We start from the raw sequence: 18,511 nt of genomic DNA on the forward strand, positions 1-18,511 counted from the left end.
TGGCAATGCCCCCTCATCGAGGGGGCATTGTGCGCTACTTGGCGCGTACCTTACGTCCCTTTGGCGGCTCGCATTCCTTCGCGGCTTCAATGAAGGGCTTGAGCGCATCATGGAGCTTGTTCAGCGAATCGGGCCCAAGCTCGATCTCGTAATACTGGACGGAGGGCACCAACCGGGTTTCGAATTCGCCGCCTCCGCCCTCATCATTCTTCGCGGCCCCTACCCGCACTTCCATACCCGGGACTGCGAACGTGTGCAGATGGACGTCCCCGGTCACGGTCGGATCGAGGTCGTCGTAAGCTTCCACCTTCACCCATGCCTCCTGGGTGATGGACTGGTCTCCCACCGTCAACGTTCTGCCTCCCTTCCGCACACCCGGCTCACCTTGCCGCGATTCGTCTACCTCAATAAATCTGGTGCCCATCAGCGCCCCTTCCCAAGAAGGACCAAAGCGTAGCCGCTGCTGGGGAATTGCACTCAATCGGGAAGACGACAGGACGCCTCTGCTGTTCCCGTACCCTGAGGTCACCACGCTGAGCAGCACCCGGCCGGACTGACATACCGTCAGACAACTGGAGGAGCCCGCATGAAAATGCTCATCAACGTCCCCGAATCCGTGGTCCCCGACGCCCTCCGCGGCATGGCCGCCGCCCACCCCGAGCTGAACGTCGACGTCGAGCGACGTGTGATCGTCCGCCGTGACGCCCCCGTCACGGGGAAGGTCGGGCTGATCTCCGGCGGCGGGTCCGGGCACGAGCCCCTGCACGGCGGGTTCGTCGGGCCCGGCATGCTCGACGCCGCCTGCCCCGGGGAGGTGTTCACCTCGCCCGTGCCCGATCAGATGGTGCGGGCCGCGGCCGCCGTCGACAGCGGCAAGGGCGTGCTGTTCATCGTGAAGAACTACACGGGCGACGTGCTCAACTTCAACATGGCCGCCGAGCTTGCCGAGGACGAGGGCATCCAGGTCGCCAGCGTGCTCGTCAACGACGACGTCGCCGTGACCGACAGCCTCTACACCGCCGGGCGGCGCGGCACCGGGGCCACGCTGTTCGTGGAGAAGATCGCCGGGGCCGCGGCCGAGGAGGGTGCGCCCCTGGAGCGCGTGGAGGCGATCGCGCGGCGGGTGAACGAGGCCTCGCGGAGCTTCGGCGTGGCGCTCGCGGCCTGTACGACGCCGGCCAAGGGCAGCCCCACCTTCGATCTTCCGGCCGGGGAGCTGGAGCTGGGCGTCGGCATTCACGGGGAGCCCGGCCGGGAGCGGCGGGCGATGATGACCTCGGGCGAGATCGCGGACTTCGCGGTGCACGCGGTGCTGGAGGACCTGCAGCCGAACGCCCCCGTCCTGGTGCTGGTCAACGGCGCGGGCGGCACTCCGCTGCTGGAGCTGTACGGGTTCACGGCCGAGGTGCACCGCGTGCTGCGCGAGCGCGGGGTGCCGGTGGCGCGGACGCTCGTGGGCAACTACGTCACCTCTCTCGACATGGCGGGCGCCACGGTGACGCTGTGCCAGGTGGACGACGAGCTGCTGCGCCTGTGGGACGCACCCGTGCAGACCGCGGGGCTGCGCTGGGGCCGCTGAGCGGCCCGCACGGTCCGCCAAGGGGAGGGGCTACGCCCCCTCCCCCGGCTCCGCCCCGTGCCACACCGTCGTCACATTGCAGAACTCGCGGATGCCGTGCCCCGACAGCTCCCGGCCGTACCCGGAGCGTTTCACTCCACCGAAGGGGAACGCCGGGTGGGAGGCCGTCATCCCATTGAAGAAGACGCCTCCGGCCTCCATGTCCCGTACGAAGCGCTGCTGTTCGTCCTCGTCACGCGTCCACACGTTGGAGCTGAGACCGAACGGCGAGTCGTTGGCCACGGCCACCGCCTCGTCGATGTCCTGCACCCGGTAGAGCGTGGCGACCGGGCCGAACGCCTCCTCGCGGTGGATGCGCATCGCGGGGGTGATGCCGGCCAGGACCGTGGGCTCGTAGTACCAGCCCTTGGTCAGCTCCGGGGGCGCGGCGGGCCGCTGCCCGCCGCACAGGGCCGTGGCGCCCCGGCCCAGGGCGTCGCCGACCAGTTCCTCCAGGTCCTCCCTGCCCTGCCGGGTGGCGAGGGGGCCCACGTCCGTGGACTCGGCCATCGGGTCGCCGACGGTCAGCGCGGCCATCAGCTCCGTGAAGCGCGCGGTGAACGCGTCGTAGACGTCGGTGTGCACGATGAAGCGCTTGGCGGCGATGCAGGACTGGCCGTTGTTCTGGACCCGGGCCGTCACCGCGGTCCGCGCGGCGCGCTCGACGTCCGCGGACGGCATCACGACGTACGGGTCGCTGCCGCCCAGCTCCAGCACCGTCTTCTTGACCTCGTCCCCGGCGACCGCCGCGACCGAGCGGCCCGCGGGCTCGCTGCCGGTGAGCGTGGCGGCGGCCACCCGGGGGTCGCGCAGGACTCCCTCGACGGCGCGCGCGCCGATCAGCAGGGTCTGGAAGCAGCCCTCGGGGTAGCCGGCGCGGCGGAAGAGGTCCTCCAGGTACAGCGCGGTCTGCGGCACGTTCGAGGCGTGCTTGAGCAGGCCCACGTTGCCCGCCATGAGGGCGGGGGCCGCGAACCGGACGACCTGCCAGAGGGGGAAGTTCCACGGCATGACGGCCAGGATCACGCCCAGCGGCCGGTAGTGGACCCGGGCGCGCACGGCCCCGGCGTCCTTGACCTCCGTCTCCGGGGGGCGCTCGTCCGCCAGCAGCTCCTCGGCCCGCGCGGCGTACCAGCGCATGGCCTTGGCGCACTTCGCCGCCTCGGCGCGGGCGGCCGCCAGCGGCTTGCCCATCTCGGTGGTCATGGTCCGGGCGATGTCCTCCCGGTCCTCGTCCAGCAGCTCCGCGGCGCGGACCAGCAGCCGGGACCGTTCGGCGAAGCCCGTGGTGCGGTACCGCCGGAAGGCGGCCTCGGCACCGGCCAGCCGGCGCTCGATCTCCTCGGGGCCCAGTTCGTCGAAGGTCTTGAGGGTCTCGCCGTTCGCGGGATTCACCGTAGCGATGGGCATGTCTCGACTCTGCGGTGCCGGGCCCGGCCGCGCAAGGCGTACGCACGTCGGCCACAACCCTGCACGCCGGACACCGCATCGACCCGAAGAGGCGTTCAGGAGCACACCACGGGTGGCGGAGCCTCCGTCCGTCGGTATGCTGATTTTCGTCTCGGATGGCCCTGATGATCCCCCTCTCTCTCACCTGGAGCAGAATGAGGCCGACGAGTCCCCTGATACCGGTTGTCGCGCTGCTCGCCCTGGCCTCGGCCTCGCTCGTCCTCTTCGGCCGCGAGGGCGTGCCCCCGGGCAGCGTGGCCGCGCTCATCGGCGCCGGCGACCACCGTCCGGACTATCCGGTCGAGCAGAACGCGCCCGTCGCCGGGTCCCCGGTGCTCAAGCGCGCGAAGGCCGCCCACCGGATCGTCATCGGGGTGAAGTCCGACCACCCCTTCCTGGGCTTCGAGGACCCCGTCACCGGCCGCCGCTTCGGCTTCGACGTGGAGATCGCCCGGATGGTCGCCGCGGACCTCGGCTACGGCCCCGGCCGGATCACCTGGAAGACGGTGTCGCCGCTGGGCCGGGAGACGGCCATATCCAAGGGGGACGTCGACTTCTACGTCGCCGCCTACACCATCAACGACGAGCGCAAGAAGCAGGTCTCGTTCGCCGGTCCGTACTACATCGCGGGACAGGACCTGCTGGTCGCGCAGGGCAACCGCGCCATCCGCGGCCCGGCCGACCTCAAGGGCAGGCGGGTCTGCTCGGTGACCGGCTCCACTCCCTTCGAGCGCATCAGCAGTCCGCGGTACGGCGCCAAGGTCAGCTCGCACGACAGCTACGCGCAGTGCGTCCAGGACCTGATCAGCGGCGAGACGGACGCGGTCACCGCCGACGACACCATCCTCAAGGGGTACGCGGCGCAGAACGGCGGCAGGCTCCGGGTCGTCGGCCGGCCCTTCTCGAAGGAGCCCTACGGCATCGGGCTCGTCCGCGGCGACAAGGTCCTGCGGAACGCGATCGACGACGCCCTCGACCACCACCGCCGCAACGGCGACTGGCTGCGCGCCTACAACGCCACGCTCGGCCGCTCCGGCCGGCCCGCCCCCGCCCCTCCGGAGGTGATCCGGTACTGACCCGGCGGGCCACGGCACGACCACGCACACACGCGTGCCCACCCGACCGCAGAGCCCACCCGTCCGGCCCGGCACGCGGGGCCCGCCAGTCCACGGAGGCGACGTGCACGTACTGCTGGACAACTTCGACCTCTTCCGCAGAGGGTTCCTCGGTACCGTGGCCCTGACCGGCCTCAGCACGCTGCTCGCCCTCGGCCTGGGCACCCTGCTCACCCTGTTCCGCGTCTGCCCGGTCCCGCCGCTGCGCGCGTTCGGCGCCGCAGGCGTGACCGTCCTGTGCAACACCCCGCTCACCCTGCTGTTCTTCGGGGTCACCCTGGGGCTGCCGATGGTCGGGCTGTCCGGGCTGAGCTACTTCACGCTCGCCGTGCTGACCCTGGGCGGCTACACCGCGGCGTTCGTCTGCGAGGCGCTCCGCTCGGGCGTCAACACCGTCGACATCGGCCAGGCGGAGGCGGCCCGCAGCCTGGGCATGTCCTTCGCGCAGACGGCCTTCCTGGTCGTGCTGCCGCAGGCCGGCCGGGTGGCCGTGCCGCCCGTCGGCAGCCTGCTGATCACCCTGACCAAGAACTCGGCCCTGGCCGGCGGCTTCAGCGTCTACGAGCTGTTCAGCGTGGAGAAGACACTGGCCGAGAAGGGCTACGCCATCCTGACCGTCTTCCTGTGGGTCTCCGTGGCCTACCTGCTGCTCATCCTGACGATCAGCGCTGTCTTCCGGCTGCTCGAGCACCGGCTGACGGTGGCACGATGAGTTCCGTCCTGTTCGACGTCCCGGGCCCGCGCGCCCGGCGCCGCAACCTGCTGCTCGGCGTGCTGGCGACGCTCGGCGCGGCCGCGCTGGCCTGCTATGTGTTCATCCGGCTCTACGACGCCGGGCAGTTCACCTCCGAGATGTGGGAGGCGTTCACCTACAGGGGCGTGCAGCGCCGCATCCTGATCGGGGCCGTGGACACGCTCAAGGCCTTCGCGCTCGGCGTCGTCCTCTCGCTGCTGCTCGGTCTGCTGCTCGCCGCGGGGCGGCTCTCCGACCACCGGCTGCTGCGCTGGCCGGCCGCCGCGCTGGTGGAGTTCTTCCGCGCCATGCCGCTGCTCATCATGATTTTCGCGCTCTACAACACCGGCTGGCTGCGCTCGTGCGTCGCCTCCGTCGCCCGTCTCCTCCGCACGGAGCTGGGGCATACGGGCAGCTGGCTCGCGGACAACTTCGCCGGCCCCACGCTCTGGGCGCTGGTCATCGGGATCGCCCTCTACAACGGCTCGGTGCAAGCGGAGATCCTGCGCGCGGGGGCCAATGCCGTGCCCCGGGGGCAGCTGGAGGCGGCGTACGCGCTGGGCATGCGCAAGACCCAGGTGACGACGACCGTGGTGCTGCCCCAGGCCGTGCGGTCCATGCTGCCCAGCATCGTCAGCCAGATCGTGGTCACCCTGAAGGACACCTCGCTCGGCTTCATCATCACGTACGAGGAACTCCTCTACGCGGGGAAGCTCCTGGCGCAGAACACCGCGACCCCCTCCGGCTATCCCTACATACCCGTGCTCCTCGTGGTCGGCCCGATGTACATCGGCATGTGCCTCGCCCTGTCCTCCTTCGCCAGACGGCTGGCCCGGCACCGCGGGCAGTGGCGGCCCGTGCTCCGGAACCGACCGTTGCCGGAGACCATGACCGAAAACCCCCGCAACGGATTTGCCGCGGGACCAAGGCTGTAGAAATGTGGAAACACCACCCTTCCGGTGTCCCCGATGCCCAGGAGTAGCGGCGATGGCCTCGTCCCCGGCTCCCGATGCCCTGCACGACCCGTATCCCACCCGCTATGTGACCGAGTCCGTCCCGGTGGACCGCAGTCACCCGGTCGTCTGGGGCGCTCCCGAGGACGGCCCGCTGGACGCGGAACGGCTGGCGGCGTACGACCGCGACGGCTTCCTCACCTTCGAGGCACTGCTGACGTACCGTCAAGCGGCGGCATGCCGCGAGGAGATCGCGCGGTTCGCCGAGGACGAGGCGCTGCGCGGGGACGAGCGGATGGTCATGGAGCCGGACTCGGAGGGCATCCGGTCCGTCTTCGAGGTGCACGAGCTGTCCCCGGTGTTCGCCGAGGTCATCCACTCCGAGGCACTGGCCGGTCCGGCCCGGCAGCTCCTCGGCTCGGACGTGTACGTCCACCAGAGCAGGGTGAACTACAAGGCGGCGTTCGGCGGTTCGAAGTTCGGCTGGCACTCGGACTTCGAGACCTGGCACTCCGAGGACGGCATGCCCGCGCCCCGGGCGCTGAGCCTGTCCATCGCCCTCACCGAGAACATGCCGTTCAACGGCCCCCTGATGATCATCCCCGGTTCGCACCGGACCTTCGTCCCGTCGGTCGGCGAGACGCCGGACGACTACCACAAGCTGTCGCTGCTGGGGAAGAACCTCCCGGCGGGCTCGGCGGACCGGGCGGGTGTGACGGCCCTGGCCGAGCGGCACGGGATCCGGCAGTTCACCGGGGCGCCGGGCTCGGCCGTGCTCTTCGACTGCAACTGCCTGCACGCCTCCAGCGGAAACGCCTCGCCCTTCGCGCGCACCAATCTCTTCGTCGTCTACAACAGCGTGCGCAACGCCCTCGGCACTCCCTACGCGGCGCCCAGGCCCCGCCCCCGGTACCTGGCCAACCGCGTCATCGTCCCGGTCCCCCGGCGCAGCCCGGACTCCGGCCCGGCGTCCGGCCGATGAGGCGGGCGACCTCCCGCGTGGTGTAGCCGCGTTCGAAGTGGCGCGGATCGGACAGCATCCGGCCGACGAGGTCCAGCAGCATGCGCGCGTACTCCTCGGCCGGTCCCTCCCACAGCGACGCGTCGAGCATCCAGGGCTCGGTCTCCGCGGACAGGTCGGCCGTCCCTTCCCGTATCAGCGTCTTGGACAGCTTGGCACCCGAGTCGGAGAGGATCACGGGCGTGAACACGCGCGCCGGCAGGGACGCCGCCCCGGCGCAGCACAGGAACGCCTCGTCCAGCAGCCGGCAGCCCGGCGCCCAGTCGGCACCTTTGACGATCACCGGGAGGGAGTCCTCGCGGGCGGCCGCGCGCTCCTTGATCAGGTTGCGGTGAAGGGTCGTCAGGCCGATGAACGTGTCCGTGCCGGCGGTGACTTCCACGCGGTACGCGCCGTGGTCGAGGCAGACGGCCGCGAACTGCGCCGCGTGCGTGCTCGCCCCGAGCAGCTCGGTCTGCTCGCCGTGCTTCTGCGACCAGCCGCAGCGGGGGCAGGGGAAGCTCACCGGCACGGTGCCGACGGACGGGGCGAGGTACCAGCGCAGCTCGTCCATCCGGGCCAGGGACGCCAGGAACTCCTCCCGGAACGCGGGCCCGGACTGCTGGCTCGTGTAGGTCTCCAGTTCGTAGGGCACCCCGGTGGCGGCGGACAGCGCGTCGAAGTGAGCGCCGTAGTAGTCCCTGGCCAGCTGCTCGACGTGCTTCCCGCCCAGCGCGTCCCGGAAGGAGCGCTCGTAGAGCGTGCCGGTCCGGGGGCACTCGCGGGTCTCGTACGGGGCGTTGTCCAGGGCGCCGAAGCGGATGAGGACGGATGTGCCGAATCGTTCCCTCGCGGCCTGGGCCAGCAGGAAGGCGGCGGTCTGCATGACGCTGGTGCCCAGGTGCGGGGCGCCGTTGATCTGCACGCCCGCGTGCAGCACCACGCGGTCGTGGCCGGACGCCTGCAGCCGGGGTCTGATGAAGTCGGCGCTGTGGCGAACGGCGCCGACGGTGACGCTGACGGGCGAGACGAGCACGGGACGGTGGGTGGCCACGGCGTCTTCCCCTTCTTCCCCTTCACCCTTCACCAGTGGTGGCGGACCACGGCCATCGGCAGGTCCAGCACACGCAGCGGGCCGGACCAGTCGTCGGGGCGCGGCCCGTCCAGCGCCTCCAGCCGGGACGTGCGCGAGCGGGCGGCGATCCGCAGCAACTCCAGCAGCCCGTCGCCGCTGAGCCGGTCGGGCTTGCCGTCCGCGTCCGCACCCCCTATCCACCGGCAGGCGAGGCCGACGATGAAGTACGCGGGCGTGCCCTGCCCGGTCCGCCAGAGGACGGCCTCCTCCGCCTCCTCCAGGGCGAGCACCTGCTCGAAGTTCTGCCGTGTGAACTCGCCCAGCGGCAGCGGACACAGGGTCACGGCGTGCACCCGGTACCCGGCCTCCTCCAGGAGCCGCACCGCCTTGCGCGGCGAGGAGTAGCTGCCGATGGTCAGGCCCAGGTCGCAGCGGAGCGCACGGCCGTGCCCGATGATCGCGGGCGCCCACATCAGTCCGTCCGTGCCACCGCTGATGGACCGCCGCTGGGCGGCGGCGCGCAGGGTGAGCGGGACGTAGGGCGGGTTGCTGGTGACGATCAGCGGCCGGGGCAGCGGGGTGGGCGCGGTGGCCAGCAGTTGTTCGGTGGACATCTCGGCGAAGTCGCCGCGGGCGAAGGTGACCTGCCGGGAGGCGTAGTGCCCGTCGGCCCAGGCGACGGTCTCGGCGCCCGAGTCGACGCCGTGCACGCGGGCGGCGCCGGCCCGGGCCATCGCGGCGGCCGCGGCGCCGCTGCCCGATCCGAGGTCCAGCACGGAACAGCCGTCGGTGACGAGGTCCTGCACGACCCAGACGCCGATCTCGGTGTCGGCGGGCTCGAAGAACACCTGGGGCGAGCCGGGCGGGACGAAGTCCTCGCCGGTCAGGTGCTCGTAGGTCGGGACGCGGGAGACTGGCGGCATGGGGACCCCTGTCGGTGGGCGGTACGGGCGGTTGGCGGGAGGTCGCGGGGACGGGCCCCGGCCGTCAGGACGTGTCCGGGCCTCCGGCCGCCCATTCGAGGATCGCCATTGCGCTGGACAGCTTCATGGCGGCCTGGGTCCAGGCCAGCGAGCGGGGGCCGTCGAGGACGCTCCCCGCGACCTCGTCGCCCCGGTGGGCGGGCAGGTCGTGCATGAAGGACGCCCGGGGCCAGCGGTCCAGCAGCGCCTCGCCGACGTGGAACGGGCGGAACACCTCGCGCCAGTCGGGATCGGGCTTGACGGTGCCCGTGGTCTGCCAGCGGGTGGTGTAGACGACGTCCACCTCCGCCGGGGCCGGGCCGAGCCCGTGGATCTGCTCGACGCGGGCGCCGGCCGCCGCCGCCCGCCGCCGCGCCGTCCGCAGCTCGTCCTCCGGCAGCCCGTACCCCGCCGGGGTGGCGAAGGTGACCCGGGCGCCGGGGATCGCGGCGAGGCCGTGGGCCAGGGCGACCGCGGTGTTGTTGCCCTCGCCCACGTAGAGGACGCGGATGCCGGTGAGGTCGCCGAAGGTGAGGGCGAGCGTGGCGAGGTCGCATATGCCCTGGCTGGGGTGCTCCTCGGCGGCCATGGCGTTGACGACCGGCAGCCCGCCCCGGCGGGCGAGCAGCCGCAGCTCGTCGAGGGGCCCGGCGGTGCGGGCGACCAGGGCGTCGAGCATGGAGCCCAGTACGCGGCCGGTGTCGCTCACCGTCTCGCCCGTGTTGAGCTGGAGGTCGCCGGGGCCGTAGGCGACCGGGGCGGCGCCCAGCCGGACGGCGCCGACGGTGAAGGCGGTACGGGTCCGGGTCGAGGTCCTGGTGAAGAGGATCCCCACGACCCGGCCGGCCAGCGGACGGTCGTGGGCCCGGGCGTCGTGGAACAGCTCCACCGACCGTGCGGCCAGGCCCGTGATCAGCGGGGGCGGCAGCTCGGCCAGCGAGAACAGGCTGTTCTCCGGCCGCTTCCGCCCGGGCTCCGTCGGAAGGGAGGTGTCGGCCATGAAACCTCGTCTCGTGAGTGCGGCAGGTTCCCGGGGCGGGCCGCGGACGGCTCCCCGGGCGGTCAGGGCAGGGGCACCAGCCCGGCCTCCTCGAAGGCCGCCCGGCCGCCCGGCACGTCCAGCACCCCGGTCTCCTCGAAGAGCCGGAGCGCATGCCGGGCGGCCGCCCGGATGCCGGCGTTCATCCGGTCGTCCGGGTAGCAGTCGCGCACGACGTCCTCCACCTCCGGCGGGGACAGCCCGACGGCGGCGAGCCCGGTCCGCACCGGCCGGAGGTCCGGCAGCAGGCTGGAGCGGATCAGGCCCGGCAGGCAGCGGGCGATCCGCCCGCGGCAGCCGGCCTGCTGCCCGGCCCACAGCTCGCGGAAGAACCTGGTGAAGAAGGCGTGGTGCCAGCCCTCGTCCCGGGCGTGGTCGCGGACGATGTCGCGGACGACGGTCAGCACGCGGGGGTCCTTGGGCACGTCGCTGAGGAGTGCGGTGATCAGCGTTTCGAAGACGACGACCTGGAGCAGCTGCGCCAGCACGGGCTCGTCCGGCAGGGCCTCCTCGCCGACCGCGTCGAGGCGGTCGAGGAAGGGGTCGAAGTCGTACGGGTCCGGGGCGATGCGGGCGGCGGTGGAAACCTGCTCGACGACGTCGAGGCTGTAGAGGGAGTGGTATCCCTCGTCGACATAGATGCGGTAGGCGTCGAGCCGGTCCTCGGCGCGCAGGTCGAGGCCGCAGCGCCCGCCCGCGATGCGCTCGGTGGCACGGTTGACCACGCGGGTCTCGAACTGGGTGGTGAACATGAGGTACTGGAAGAGGTTCCGGGCGAGGAGTTCCGTCCGGCAGGATTCGGGCAGCCGCGCCACGTGGGGGTGGCGGAGGTAGGGGACGAGGGCGGGCGGGAAGAACAGCAGGCCTTCGTCCAGTTCGCCGCGCAGCCGGCGGCGCGGGTCGGTGCGCACCCCGGCCCGGTCGTACCACTCGCGTCTCGGCTCGTCGGCGGTCATGGGAGGCGTCCCTTCGGAAACTCGTCCGGAAGTTCGTCCGGAACCACGGCGCCCCGGGCCACGGACCAGGCCGCGCCGCCCGAGGCGGGGGCGCGCGGCGGGTGGGTGATGCTGAGGATCTCCACTCCGCGGGCGACGTCCACCGGTGCCAGGCCCCGGCGTTCGCGCCAGGTCGCGGAGTACACGGTGTCGAGGTACCGGTCGGCGCCGTCCGGGCAGAGGCAGGCCACGTCCGTGCGGTGGGGCCCGTCGCGGAGCAGGCGCAGCCCGGTGGCGATCAGCGCGCCCGAGCTGCCGCCGACGCCCACGCCGGTGGACTCGGCCAGCCACAGGCAGGCGCTCACGGCGTCCTCGGGGGTGACGCGGACGGCGGGCCGGTGGCCCCGGGGCAGGAACGCCGAGGGGCGGCTGGCGCCGATGCCGGACAGCACCCGCCGGCCGGAGGGGCCACCGAGCGCGGCCGAGCCGACGACGTCGACGCCGAACAGCTCCCAGTCGGGCCGGGCCGCGGCGAGGTAGTCGCGGAAGCCGGCGAGGGTGCCTCCGGTGGAGACCGCTATCAGGACGCTGGTCGTCCGGCCGCGGGTCTGCGCGCGTAGCTCGGGTGCGGTCTCGCGGGCGTGCACCGCGGGGCTGGCCGGGTTGGCGTACTGGTTGGGCCAGATCAGCCGGGGCTGGGCGGCCAGGCGGTCGCGGATGTAGGCGAGCCGGGAGAGCAGGTAGCCGCCGGCGCCGTCCGGCTCGTCGATCCTGACCACGTGCCCGCCGAGCGAGCGCACGGCGTCGACGAGGGAGGCGCTGCTCCTGGGGTCGACGACGGCGGTGAACGGGACCTCGTGGGCCGCGGCGACCCCGGCCAGGGCCAGCCCGAGGTTGCCCGAGGTCGATTCGATGATGCCGAATTCCGGGTCGACGCGGTCGGCCACGTCGTGCCAGAGCGCGAGCGCGGTGCGGCCTTTCACGGAGCCGTGCGGACTGTGCGACTCCAATTTGAGCCAGAGGGTTCCGGGACGGCCCTCGACGGAAAGCTGAAGAGCGACAACCGGAGTGAACGGCACCGGAGAACTGCCTTCCCTCGACGGATTCGCGCGACCGTCCGCAAGGCCCGCCAAGACGCCTCCCCGAGACTGCCCGTGCACCGGCCCCTTCGCCGATCCGGAAACCTGTCCCCGGATCTTCGAATTTATGGGCGGATCGAGCGAACCTCAAGGTGGTGAACACGCCAGCTTCATGCGGACCGAGTTCATGACAGCCGCATAATTCCCTGTCCGGGAAGGGTAGTCAGAGCGTTCCGGCGGTCCGGCGGGCGGGCGCAGGGCATTTCCCGGCGTGGCCGGAATTCCCGGGCACGGGAACGCCGGGTGCCCGTGGGGCACCCGGCGGAAGGGACCGTCCGTCGTCCGGGGTCCGGAATCGCCGGACCGGTCGGCCGTGTCAGCGGGGAGGCTGATCCTGGGAGTTGGCGTCCTCGGTGGGGCGGGCCGGGGCGGGGAGCCGGGCCGGGTCCTGCGGCAGGATGCCGTCGCCGACCGCCGCGTCCAGTGCCGGGGCCGGGGCCGGGGCCGGGCCCTTGGGTGCCTTCGCGGCCGAGGGGGCCACGGGCACCACCGGGGCGGCCGCGCGCTTCACGACGGACATGCCGGTCCCGTTGACCTTCGGGCCCTCGGCCACGGGCACTCCGCTGAGCACGGGCCCCCGGTGGTGCTGGAGCAGCCCCACCCGGTAGAGGAGGGTCACCGCCCCCGCGGAGGCCAGCCCGAAGGACAGGCAGCACACCCAGGGCAGCCACCCCATGCCGGTCTGCTTGCCGATGTCCATGGCCCGGCCGACGACGGCGTTGCCGCCGGTGGCCGCGAGCCCCGAGAAGACGTAGAACAGCCCGAAGTAGGTGCCGGTCAGGCTCTCGCGGCCGAACTGCGGGATCATCTCCATCACGGTCGGGTGGGCGACCATGATGCCGAAGAAGAGCATCACCGATCCGGCGACCATGACGAGCATCCGCATGACCACCGCGCCCGTGCTCGCCGGTGCCTCGGTGCTGCAGACCAGCAGCGGGGGCAGGAAGCTGACGCCCATCACGACGAGCCCCGAGGGCACCCACCGGGTGCCGCCGCCGTTGCGCTCCAGCGCTCTGGTGATGCGCAGCTGGAACATCATGTTGGCGAGCGCGCCCGCGGCCAGCAGGACGCCGGCCGAGCCCTTCCAGCCCGAGGCCTGCAGCGCTCCCTCGGGCAGAAGCAGGTAGAGCTGGTTCTCCATGGTGAACATGCCGGTGGTGGCAAAGGAGAACAGCAGGAACCTGCGGTTGCAGAAGGCTTCGCGCCAGTCCGCGAGGACGGTCGCGGAGGGCCCGCGGGGGGCGACGCCGCGCGTCGGCAGGACCAAGGACTGGGCGATGGTCAGCGCTCCGAAGACGGCCGCGGCCACCAGGGCGCAGAGCCGGAAGTCGGCCAGGAACAGCACGCTGCCCAGCAGGAGTCCGAGGAGCGAGCCGCTGGTGGCATAGACGTTGAGGAGCGCGAACGCCTCGGCCTTGCGGTCGCCCGACTCCAGGGCGACGTAGGTCCGTACGGCCGGGTAGAACAGCGCCGCGGCGAGCCCGGTGAGCGCGGAGGCGCAGAGCAGCAGCGGCAGCGTGCTCCCGAAGGCGAAGAGCGCGAAGCCCACGGTCCGCAGCGCGCAGCCGGTGATGATCACCACCCGCGGGCCGAGCCGGTCGGCCGCGGAGCCGCCCAGGATGAACAGCCCCTGCTGGCTGAGGTTCCGCGCGCCGAGGACCAGGCCGACGAGCGCGGCCGACATTCCCAGGCCCTGCTCCAGATATGCCGCGAGGAACGGCATGAGGAGGTAGAACCCGATGTCGATGCCAAACTGATTGAGCAATAGCAATCGCAACGCGAGCGGGAAATCGCGCGTCGCCCGAATGTTTCTCATGCGCGTTCCTGAATCCAGCCCGAGCAGGCGAGAACCGCCCTGAACGAAGGGGGCGCCATACACTCGGAGGGTTTGACGGTGCGCGAAGCGGTAGGGACGGCGACCGGGGCGACCACAGGCTTCTTCCTGATCAGAAGCCTGATCAAGGGTCAGAGCGCCCCGGCTTCCAGCGCGTCGGTTCGCTTTTCCGTTCACAGGAACGGCCGCACTCGCTGACGTTGAGTCGGCGGTCGATCATATGTTTTTGCGGTTCATCCCCAGTACCCTCCGAACTACTCTCGGAAGATGAGCAGAGGACACTTTAGCAAAGCCACCCCCTTCCCAACAGTGCGGGGACGGGAGCGGTATCGCACTTCGGATCGAAAGAACTCCGGCGCATTGCTACCGGTTCTTTCTTCGAGCGCTGGAACGTCCGCGCTTACGAATGTTCTTTCACGTACCGGGCGACTTCGGCGTGCGTGGCGTACCAGATCCCCTGATGGCCCGCGATGTGATCGAGCAGTTCGTCCAGCACGACGATGCGCGAGCGATGGCCGATCACATGGGGATGCATGGTCAATTGGAAGAGCCCGCCCTCCGCGTAGGCGACGTCGAATTCGTCCCGCCAGATGCCGCCCACGACTTGGCGTGGCATGCCGTGCGGACGCAGCGGCGCATACCGGTCCATCTCGAAGTAGATGTCGTCGTCGCGGATCCATTCCGGGGGCAGTTCCACGATGCCCGTGGGCTCGCCGTGGGCGAGAATCTCGTACGGCTCGTCGTCGGCCATCAGCGACGAGTCGTAGAGCAGGCCCAGTTCCCGGATGGTCTCCAGGGTGTGGTCGCTGAAGTCCCAGGAGGGGGTGCGGATTCCGACCGGCCGCTGTCCGCCGACCCGTTCCAGTGTGTCGGCGCACCGGAAGGCCAGCTCGCGTTCGTCCTTGGGCTCGAGTTCCATGTTGCGCTCGTGGATCCAGCCGTGAATACCGATTTCGTGCCCGCGGTCCGTGTAGCCGCGCGCCTCCTGAGGGCGCATCAGGGCGCAGACGGCCGGCACGAAGAACGTGGCGGGTATGGAGCGCCGTTCCAGCAGCTCCAGCACCCGGCGGGAGCCGACCCGGGCGCCGTACTCGCCCTGGGACAGCTTGCCGGGCCCGGTCTGTCCGTCGCGCAGGGGGATCGTCTCGTGGTCGGTGTCGAAGGAGAGGGCGACGGCGGCCCGGGCGCCCTGCGGCCACTGCGCCGGCTTCAAGCTCCGCCCGGCGCGGACCTTTTCGACATGACTCCGCCACTCGTGCTCCTCCCACTGCCAGGGCTTCCGCTGCGTCGCCGGGTCGTGCTCGCGGGGTGCGGCCATGGTCGGCTCCTCGTCCTCGGGACCGGTTCGCGTACCGGGTCCGGCTGCCTGCCCGCCATATGGTGACAGTGCGTCAGTTCCACGTAAACGGATGCGAACCCGTCATGTGGCGGGCAGGGATGACGGTCCATCAACGTCGGAGAACCGGCTGTCGGAAGACGGCGACTGCGCCCTAACGTGAGGAGTTCCGGCCGGAATCCGACTGCGCCCCGGCACCGGCCCCGGCACCGCGAACACCCGAGGAGCACACCGCGACAGCACCACCCGCCCCAGGGAGGAGAGCCGACCATGACGGCCATCGACGGTACGGGCACCGACGCCGCGCCCATCGCGGAGCGCGTCATCACCACCATCGCGGGCACGGGCGAGGCGGGCTCCGGAGGTGACGGCGGCCCCGCCCTCCGTGCCGCACTCGACCAGCCGCGGGCCGTGGCGGCCGACGGCAGCGGCCATGTCTACGTGGCGGAGTGGAAGGGACACCGCGTACGCCGCATCGCACCGGACGGCACCATCACCACCGTCGCGGGAACCGGCAAGCCCGGCTACGGCGGCGACGGCGGCCCCGCCACCGAGGCCCTGCTCAACGAGCCCGGCGGCCTGGTGCTCGACGCCGAGGGCAACCTCTACATCGCCGACTACTGGAACCACCGCATACGCCGGGTCTCCCCCGACGGAATCATCACCACGGTCGCCGGCACCGGCAGGCCCGGCCACGGCGGCGACGGCGGACCCGCCCTCCTGGCCCTCTTCAACGAGCCGCGCGGCCTCGCCCTGGACGCCGCCGAAAACCTCTACGTGGCGGAGTGGAAGGGACACCGCGTACGCCGCATCGCACCGGACGGCACCATCACCACCGTCGCGGGCACGGGCGAGCCCGGCTTCGGCGACGACGGCGTTCCCGGCCCGCAGAGCGCCCTGCGCAACCCCATCGACGTCGCGACCGACAGCCGGGGCAACCTCTACATCGCCGACTGCTGGACCCACCGGGTCCGCAAGGTCTCCCCCGACGGCGTCATCACCACCGCCGCCGGCACGGGCCGCCCCGGCTACGACGGCGACGGCGGCCCCGCCGAGCGGACCCGCCTCGACCAGCCCCGCGGCGTCGACCTCGACGCCGACGGCAATCTGTACCTCGCCGACTCCCTCAACCAGCGCATCCGTGCGGTCGCCCCGGACGGGCGCATCACCACGGTGGCCGGGGGCAGCGCACCGGACCACGACGAGGACGGCGGCCCCGCCCTGGGCGCGGAGCTGTACTTCCCCCGCGCCGTCGCCGTGGCGGGCGCGGGCGACCTGCTCGTCGCCGAGTGCGACAGTCACCGCGTCCGCCGCATCGGCACGCTGGTCGGCGCCCCCGGGGCCGCCGCACCGGACCCGGACATCGGCGCGCTCGCGGTGACGCTCGTCGCTCCAGCCACCGTGCGGCACGGCCGCGAGTTCCTCCTCGGCGCCAGGGTCGGCCCGTCGAGCGCGCCCGGGGACGACGGCGCCGGGCTGGTCGTCGAACTCGCCCTTCCGGAAGGTCTCGTCACGGCGGAGGAAGGGACGCGCGGGCCCGTGCGGCGTACGTTCCCGGGCGGCTCCCTCGCGTCCGGCGGCGCGCTGGACGGGCTCTTCGCCGTACGGGCGCCCGAGACTTCCCCGCCCGGCCGGTACGAGGCCACGCTCACCCTCCGGCGAGGGGCGGGACGGACGACCGCGCACACGCTGAGCGTGGTGGTGGCCGCGCCCGCGCCGGTCTCCGACGAGCACGCCTTCACCGTCGTGCAGGAGAACGTGCCACAGGCGGCACCGGGTGAGGCGGCGGTCGTGAACGTCGCGTACGTCGCCCCCGCCGGGCGGCCGGTGAACCCCGGGCGGATCGCCCAGCGCTTCACCGCCCCGACCGGCTTCACCTTCGACGGGCGCCCGCTGTTCCGCTATCCGCACGCGCTGGACGGCACGGTGGGCAAGCGGGTCGTGTACCGGCTGGAGGACGGCAGCAGGACCCTCGTCGTCCAGGCCAACCCCCACGCCAACACCGTCGGCGCCGACAGCGGTGCCCTGGTGTGCACCCTGCCGCTGCGGGCCCTGCCGCACGCCGCTCCCGGGCAGTACGAGGACGGCTCGGCCGAGGTGGGCAGCCTCGCTCCGGTGCCGCTGGTGGCGACGGTCCTGCCGGGCTGATCTGTCGACTTGTCATCAAATGGCGGATGCACTCCCCCTGTCCGTTCGCCCGCCGATCTGCCCCGAAAGATGATGAGAGGGCCTGAAAAGTGGGCGACAAGTCGATGTAGCCATCAACCGACAGGAGACCGCCTTGTCCCGGAGAAAGCGCCTCAGATCCTCGTCCCCGAGAGCCAGGAGGGTGCTGACGCGACGCACCCTCCTGGTCCCCGTGGTCTCGCTCGCGACCTTCGCGACCACCGCCCCGCCGGCTCAGGCCGACGCCCCGCCCATGCCGAAGGTGCAGGCGTACGACCACGGCAAGCCGCTCCCCTCCTACGAGCCCGTCCTGGAACAGTGCGCCAGGGCGGGCTGTTCGTTCCAGATCAACCCGGACGACAACCGCGAGTACACCAGCGCGGTCACGTCGATCGGAAACGCGATCATCAACTGCACCAACGCCGACATCGTCACCAAGCGGACGGTCACGCTGGAGACCAGCAGCACGGACAACGTGGGCGGGGAGATCTCGGGGTCCGCCACCTTCGAGGGCAGCATCAACACCACTGCGCAGGTGAACACCGACGCGACGAAGGAGGTGACCCTGGAGTCCACCAAGGATCAGACAAAGGACGACACCACCACCACCTGGGGTGGCGAGAAAAGGAATGACGCCAAGGTGGAGAACAGCAGCAAGCAAGGCACAAAGGACAGCAACAAGATCGGCACCAAGGACACCGGCCACATCGGCACCATGAACAATGTGGTCCTCGGCGCCAAGGCGGCCTTTCAGACGGCTTTCAAGTCCACCTTCAGCCACCAGTGGTTCGTCAGGAACATCGAGGCCACCGACTACACCATCACGGTCAAGCCGAACGACATCGTGGTCTTCAGCGCCGCCAACGCGATGGCCAGGGTCGTGGGCAAGCTCAGCGACGACCGCAAGACCATGTACGCCGACGACGTCACGGTCGACAGCCCCTCCACCGTGAACTCCAGCGTGATCTCCGCCCAGTCGTTCACCATGCCCAACAAGTGCCTGACCCTCCGCCCGAAGGGCCGTGCCGTCACGGGCGTCAGGAAGGCGGACCCCGACGGCCTGCTCCAGATCGCCCCGCCTGCACCCTGGGTCCGGCCCGCATCCACGAAGGTTCTGGTCCCCGAACACCACAGACGGCTGACGAGCTGAGCGACCA

Annotated in this window: 16 protein-coding genes; 7 read left to right on the forward strand and 9 right to left on the reverse strand. The window is 71.4% G+C overall.

The window, feature by feature from the left end; genetic code table 11:
• Positions 1–34 precede the first annotated feature (34 nt).
• Positions 35–424: a hypothetical protein gene (locus AC1Z4A_RS02420; RefSeq protein WP_483676150.1), complete on the reverse strand. Its 390-nt coding sequence runs from the start codon at positions 422–424 to the stop codon at positions 35–37.
• A 162-nt stretch (positions 425–586) separates the two neighbouring features.
• Here AC1Z4A_RS02420 and dhaK point away from each other — a divergent pair, with 162 nt between their 5' ends.
• On the forward strand, positions 587–1,579 hold the full coding sequence (dhaK, locus tag AC1Z4A_RS02425; protein ID WP_483676151.1) for a dihydroxyacetone kinase subunit DhaK: 993 nt from the start codon (positions 587–589) through the stop codon (positions 1,577–1,579).
• A 30-nt stretch (positions 1,580–1,609) separates the two neighbouring features.
• Here the strand turns inward: dhaK and AC1Z4A_RS02430 are convergent, their stop codons facing one another.
• Positions 1,610–3,028 carry an NADP-dependent succinic semialdehyde dehydrogenase gene (locus AC1Z4A_RS02430; RefSeq protein ID WP_483676152.1) on the reverse strand — a complete coding sequence of 473 codons (1,419 nt, stop codon included), beginning with the start codon at positions 3,026–3,028 and terminating at the stop codon, positions 1,610–1,612.
• Positions 3,029–3,222: 194 nt separating this feature from the next.
• Between AC1Z4A_RS02430 and AC1Z4A_RS02435 the strand changes: the two genes are divergently transcribed.
• The 4 genes from AC1Z4A_RS02435 to thpD all read left to right on the forward strand — a co-directional run bounded on the left by AC1Z4A_RS02435 (position 3,223) and on the right by thpD (position 6,850).
• Positions 3,223–4,143, forward strand: coding sequence for a glutamate ABC transporter substrate-binding protein (locus AC1Z4A_RS02435; RefSeq protein ID WP_483676153.1), 921 nt, complete (start codon positions 3,223–3,225; stop codon positions 4,141–4,143).
• 103 nt (positions 4,144–4,246) lie between these two features.
• Entirely contained in the window at positions 4,247–4,894 is a 648-nt protein-coding gene (locus AC1Z4A_RS02440) for an amino acid ABC transporter permease (protein ID WP_483676154.1), read from the forward strand.
• Positions 4,891–5,850 carry an amino acid ABC transporter permease gene (locus AC1Z4A_RS02445; RefSeq protein ID WP_483676155.1) on the forward strand — a complete coding sequence of 320 codons (960 nt, stop codon included), beginning with the start codon at positions 4,891–4,893 and terminating at the stop codon, positions 5,848–5,850. Before AC1Z4A_RS02440 ends, AC1Z4A_RS02445 begins: the two co-directional genes overlap by 4 nt.
• A gap of 52 nt (positions 5,851–5,902) precedes the next feature.
• On the forward strand, positions 5,903–6,850 hold the full coding sequence (gene thpD / locus AC1Z4A_RS02450) for an ectoine hydroxylase (protein WP_483676156.1): 948 nt from the start codon (positions 5,903–5,905) through the stop codon (positions 6,848–6,850).
• On the opposite strand, the gene AC1Z4A_RS02455 is transcribed toward thpD, so the two are convergent.
• The 7 genes from AC1Z4A_RS02455 to AC1Z4A_RS02485 all read right to left on the reverse strand — a co-directional run bounded on the left by AC1Z4A_RS02455 (position 6,795) and on the right by AC1Z4A_RS02485 (position 15,170).
• Positions 6,795–7,922: a hypothetical protein gene (locus tag AC1Z4A_RS02455; RefSeq protein ID WP_483676157.1), complete on the reverse strand. Its 1,128-nt coding sequence runs from the start codon at positions 7,920–7,922 to the stop codon at positions 6,795–6,797. The two genes, thpD and AC1Z4A_RS02455, sit on opposite strands and share 56 nt — an antisense overlap.
• 29 nt (positions 7,923–7,951) lie before the next feature.
• On the reverse strand, positions 7,952–8,866 hold the full coding sequence (locus AC1Z4A_RS02460; RefSeq protein ID WP_483676158.1) for a methyltransferase domain-containing protein: 915 nt from the start codon (positions 8,864–8,866) through the stop codon (positions 7,952–7,954).
• 64 nt (positions 8,867–8,930) lie between these two features.
• Positions 8,931–9,905 carry an ornithine carbamoyltransferase gene (locus tag AC1Z4A_RS02465; protein ID WP_483676159.1) on the reverse strand — a complete coding sequence of 325 codons (975 nt, stop codon included), beginning with the start codon at positions 9,903–9,905 and terminating at the stop codon, positions 8,931–8,933.
• A gap of 62 nt (positions 9,906–9,967) precedes the next feature.
• Entirely contained in the window at positions 9,968–10,900 is a 933-nt protein-coding gene (locus AC1Z4A_RS02470) for a diiron oxygenase (RefSeq protein ID WP_483676160.1), read from the reverse strand.
• Entirely contained in the window at positions 10,897–12,039 is a 1,143-nt protein-coding gene (locus AC1Z4A_RS02475; protein ID WP_483676161.1) for a pyridoxal-phosphate dependent enzyme, read from the reverse strand. Before AC1Z4A_RS02475 ends, AC1Z4A_RS02470 begins: the two co-directional genes overlap by 4 nt.
• Before the next feature lie 295 nt (positions 12,040–12,334).
• A complete protein-coding gene (locus AC1Z4A_RS02480; protein WP_483676162.1) occupies positions 12,335–13,783 on the reverse strand; it encodes an MFS transporter in 1,449 nt (482 codons plus the stop codon).
• 469 nt (positions 13,784–14,252) lie between these two features.
• Positions 14,253–15,170, reverse strand: coding sequence for a polysaccharide deacetylase family protein (locus tag AC1Z4A_RS02485; RefSeq protein WP_483676163.1), 918 nt, complete (start codon positions 15,168–15,170; stop codon positions 14,253–14,255).
• Positions 15,171–15,458: 288 nt separating this feature from the next.
• On the opposite strand from AC1Z4A_RS02485, the gene AC1Z4A_RS02490 reads away from it, so the two are divergent.
• The gene (locus AC1Z4A_RS02490; protein ID WP_483676164.1) at positions 15,459–17,336 is read left to right on the forward strand and encodes an NHL repeat-containing protein; all 1,878 of its coding nucleotides are present in this window, start codon (positions 15,459–15,461) and stop codon (positions 17,334–17,336) included.
• Positions 17,337–17,517: 181 nt separating this feature from the next.
• Positions 17,518–18,504, forward strand: a complete 987-nt coding sequence (locus AC1Z4A_RS02495) for a hypothetical protein (RefSeq protein ID WP_483676165.1) — start codon at positions 17,518–17,520, stop codon at positions 18,502–18,504.
• Positions 18,505–18,511: the final 7 nt, after the last annotated feature.

This window comes from Streptomyces sp. 17_S59 (assembly GCF_056930295.1).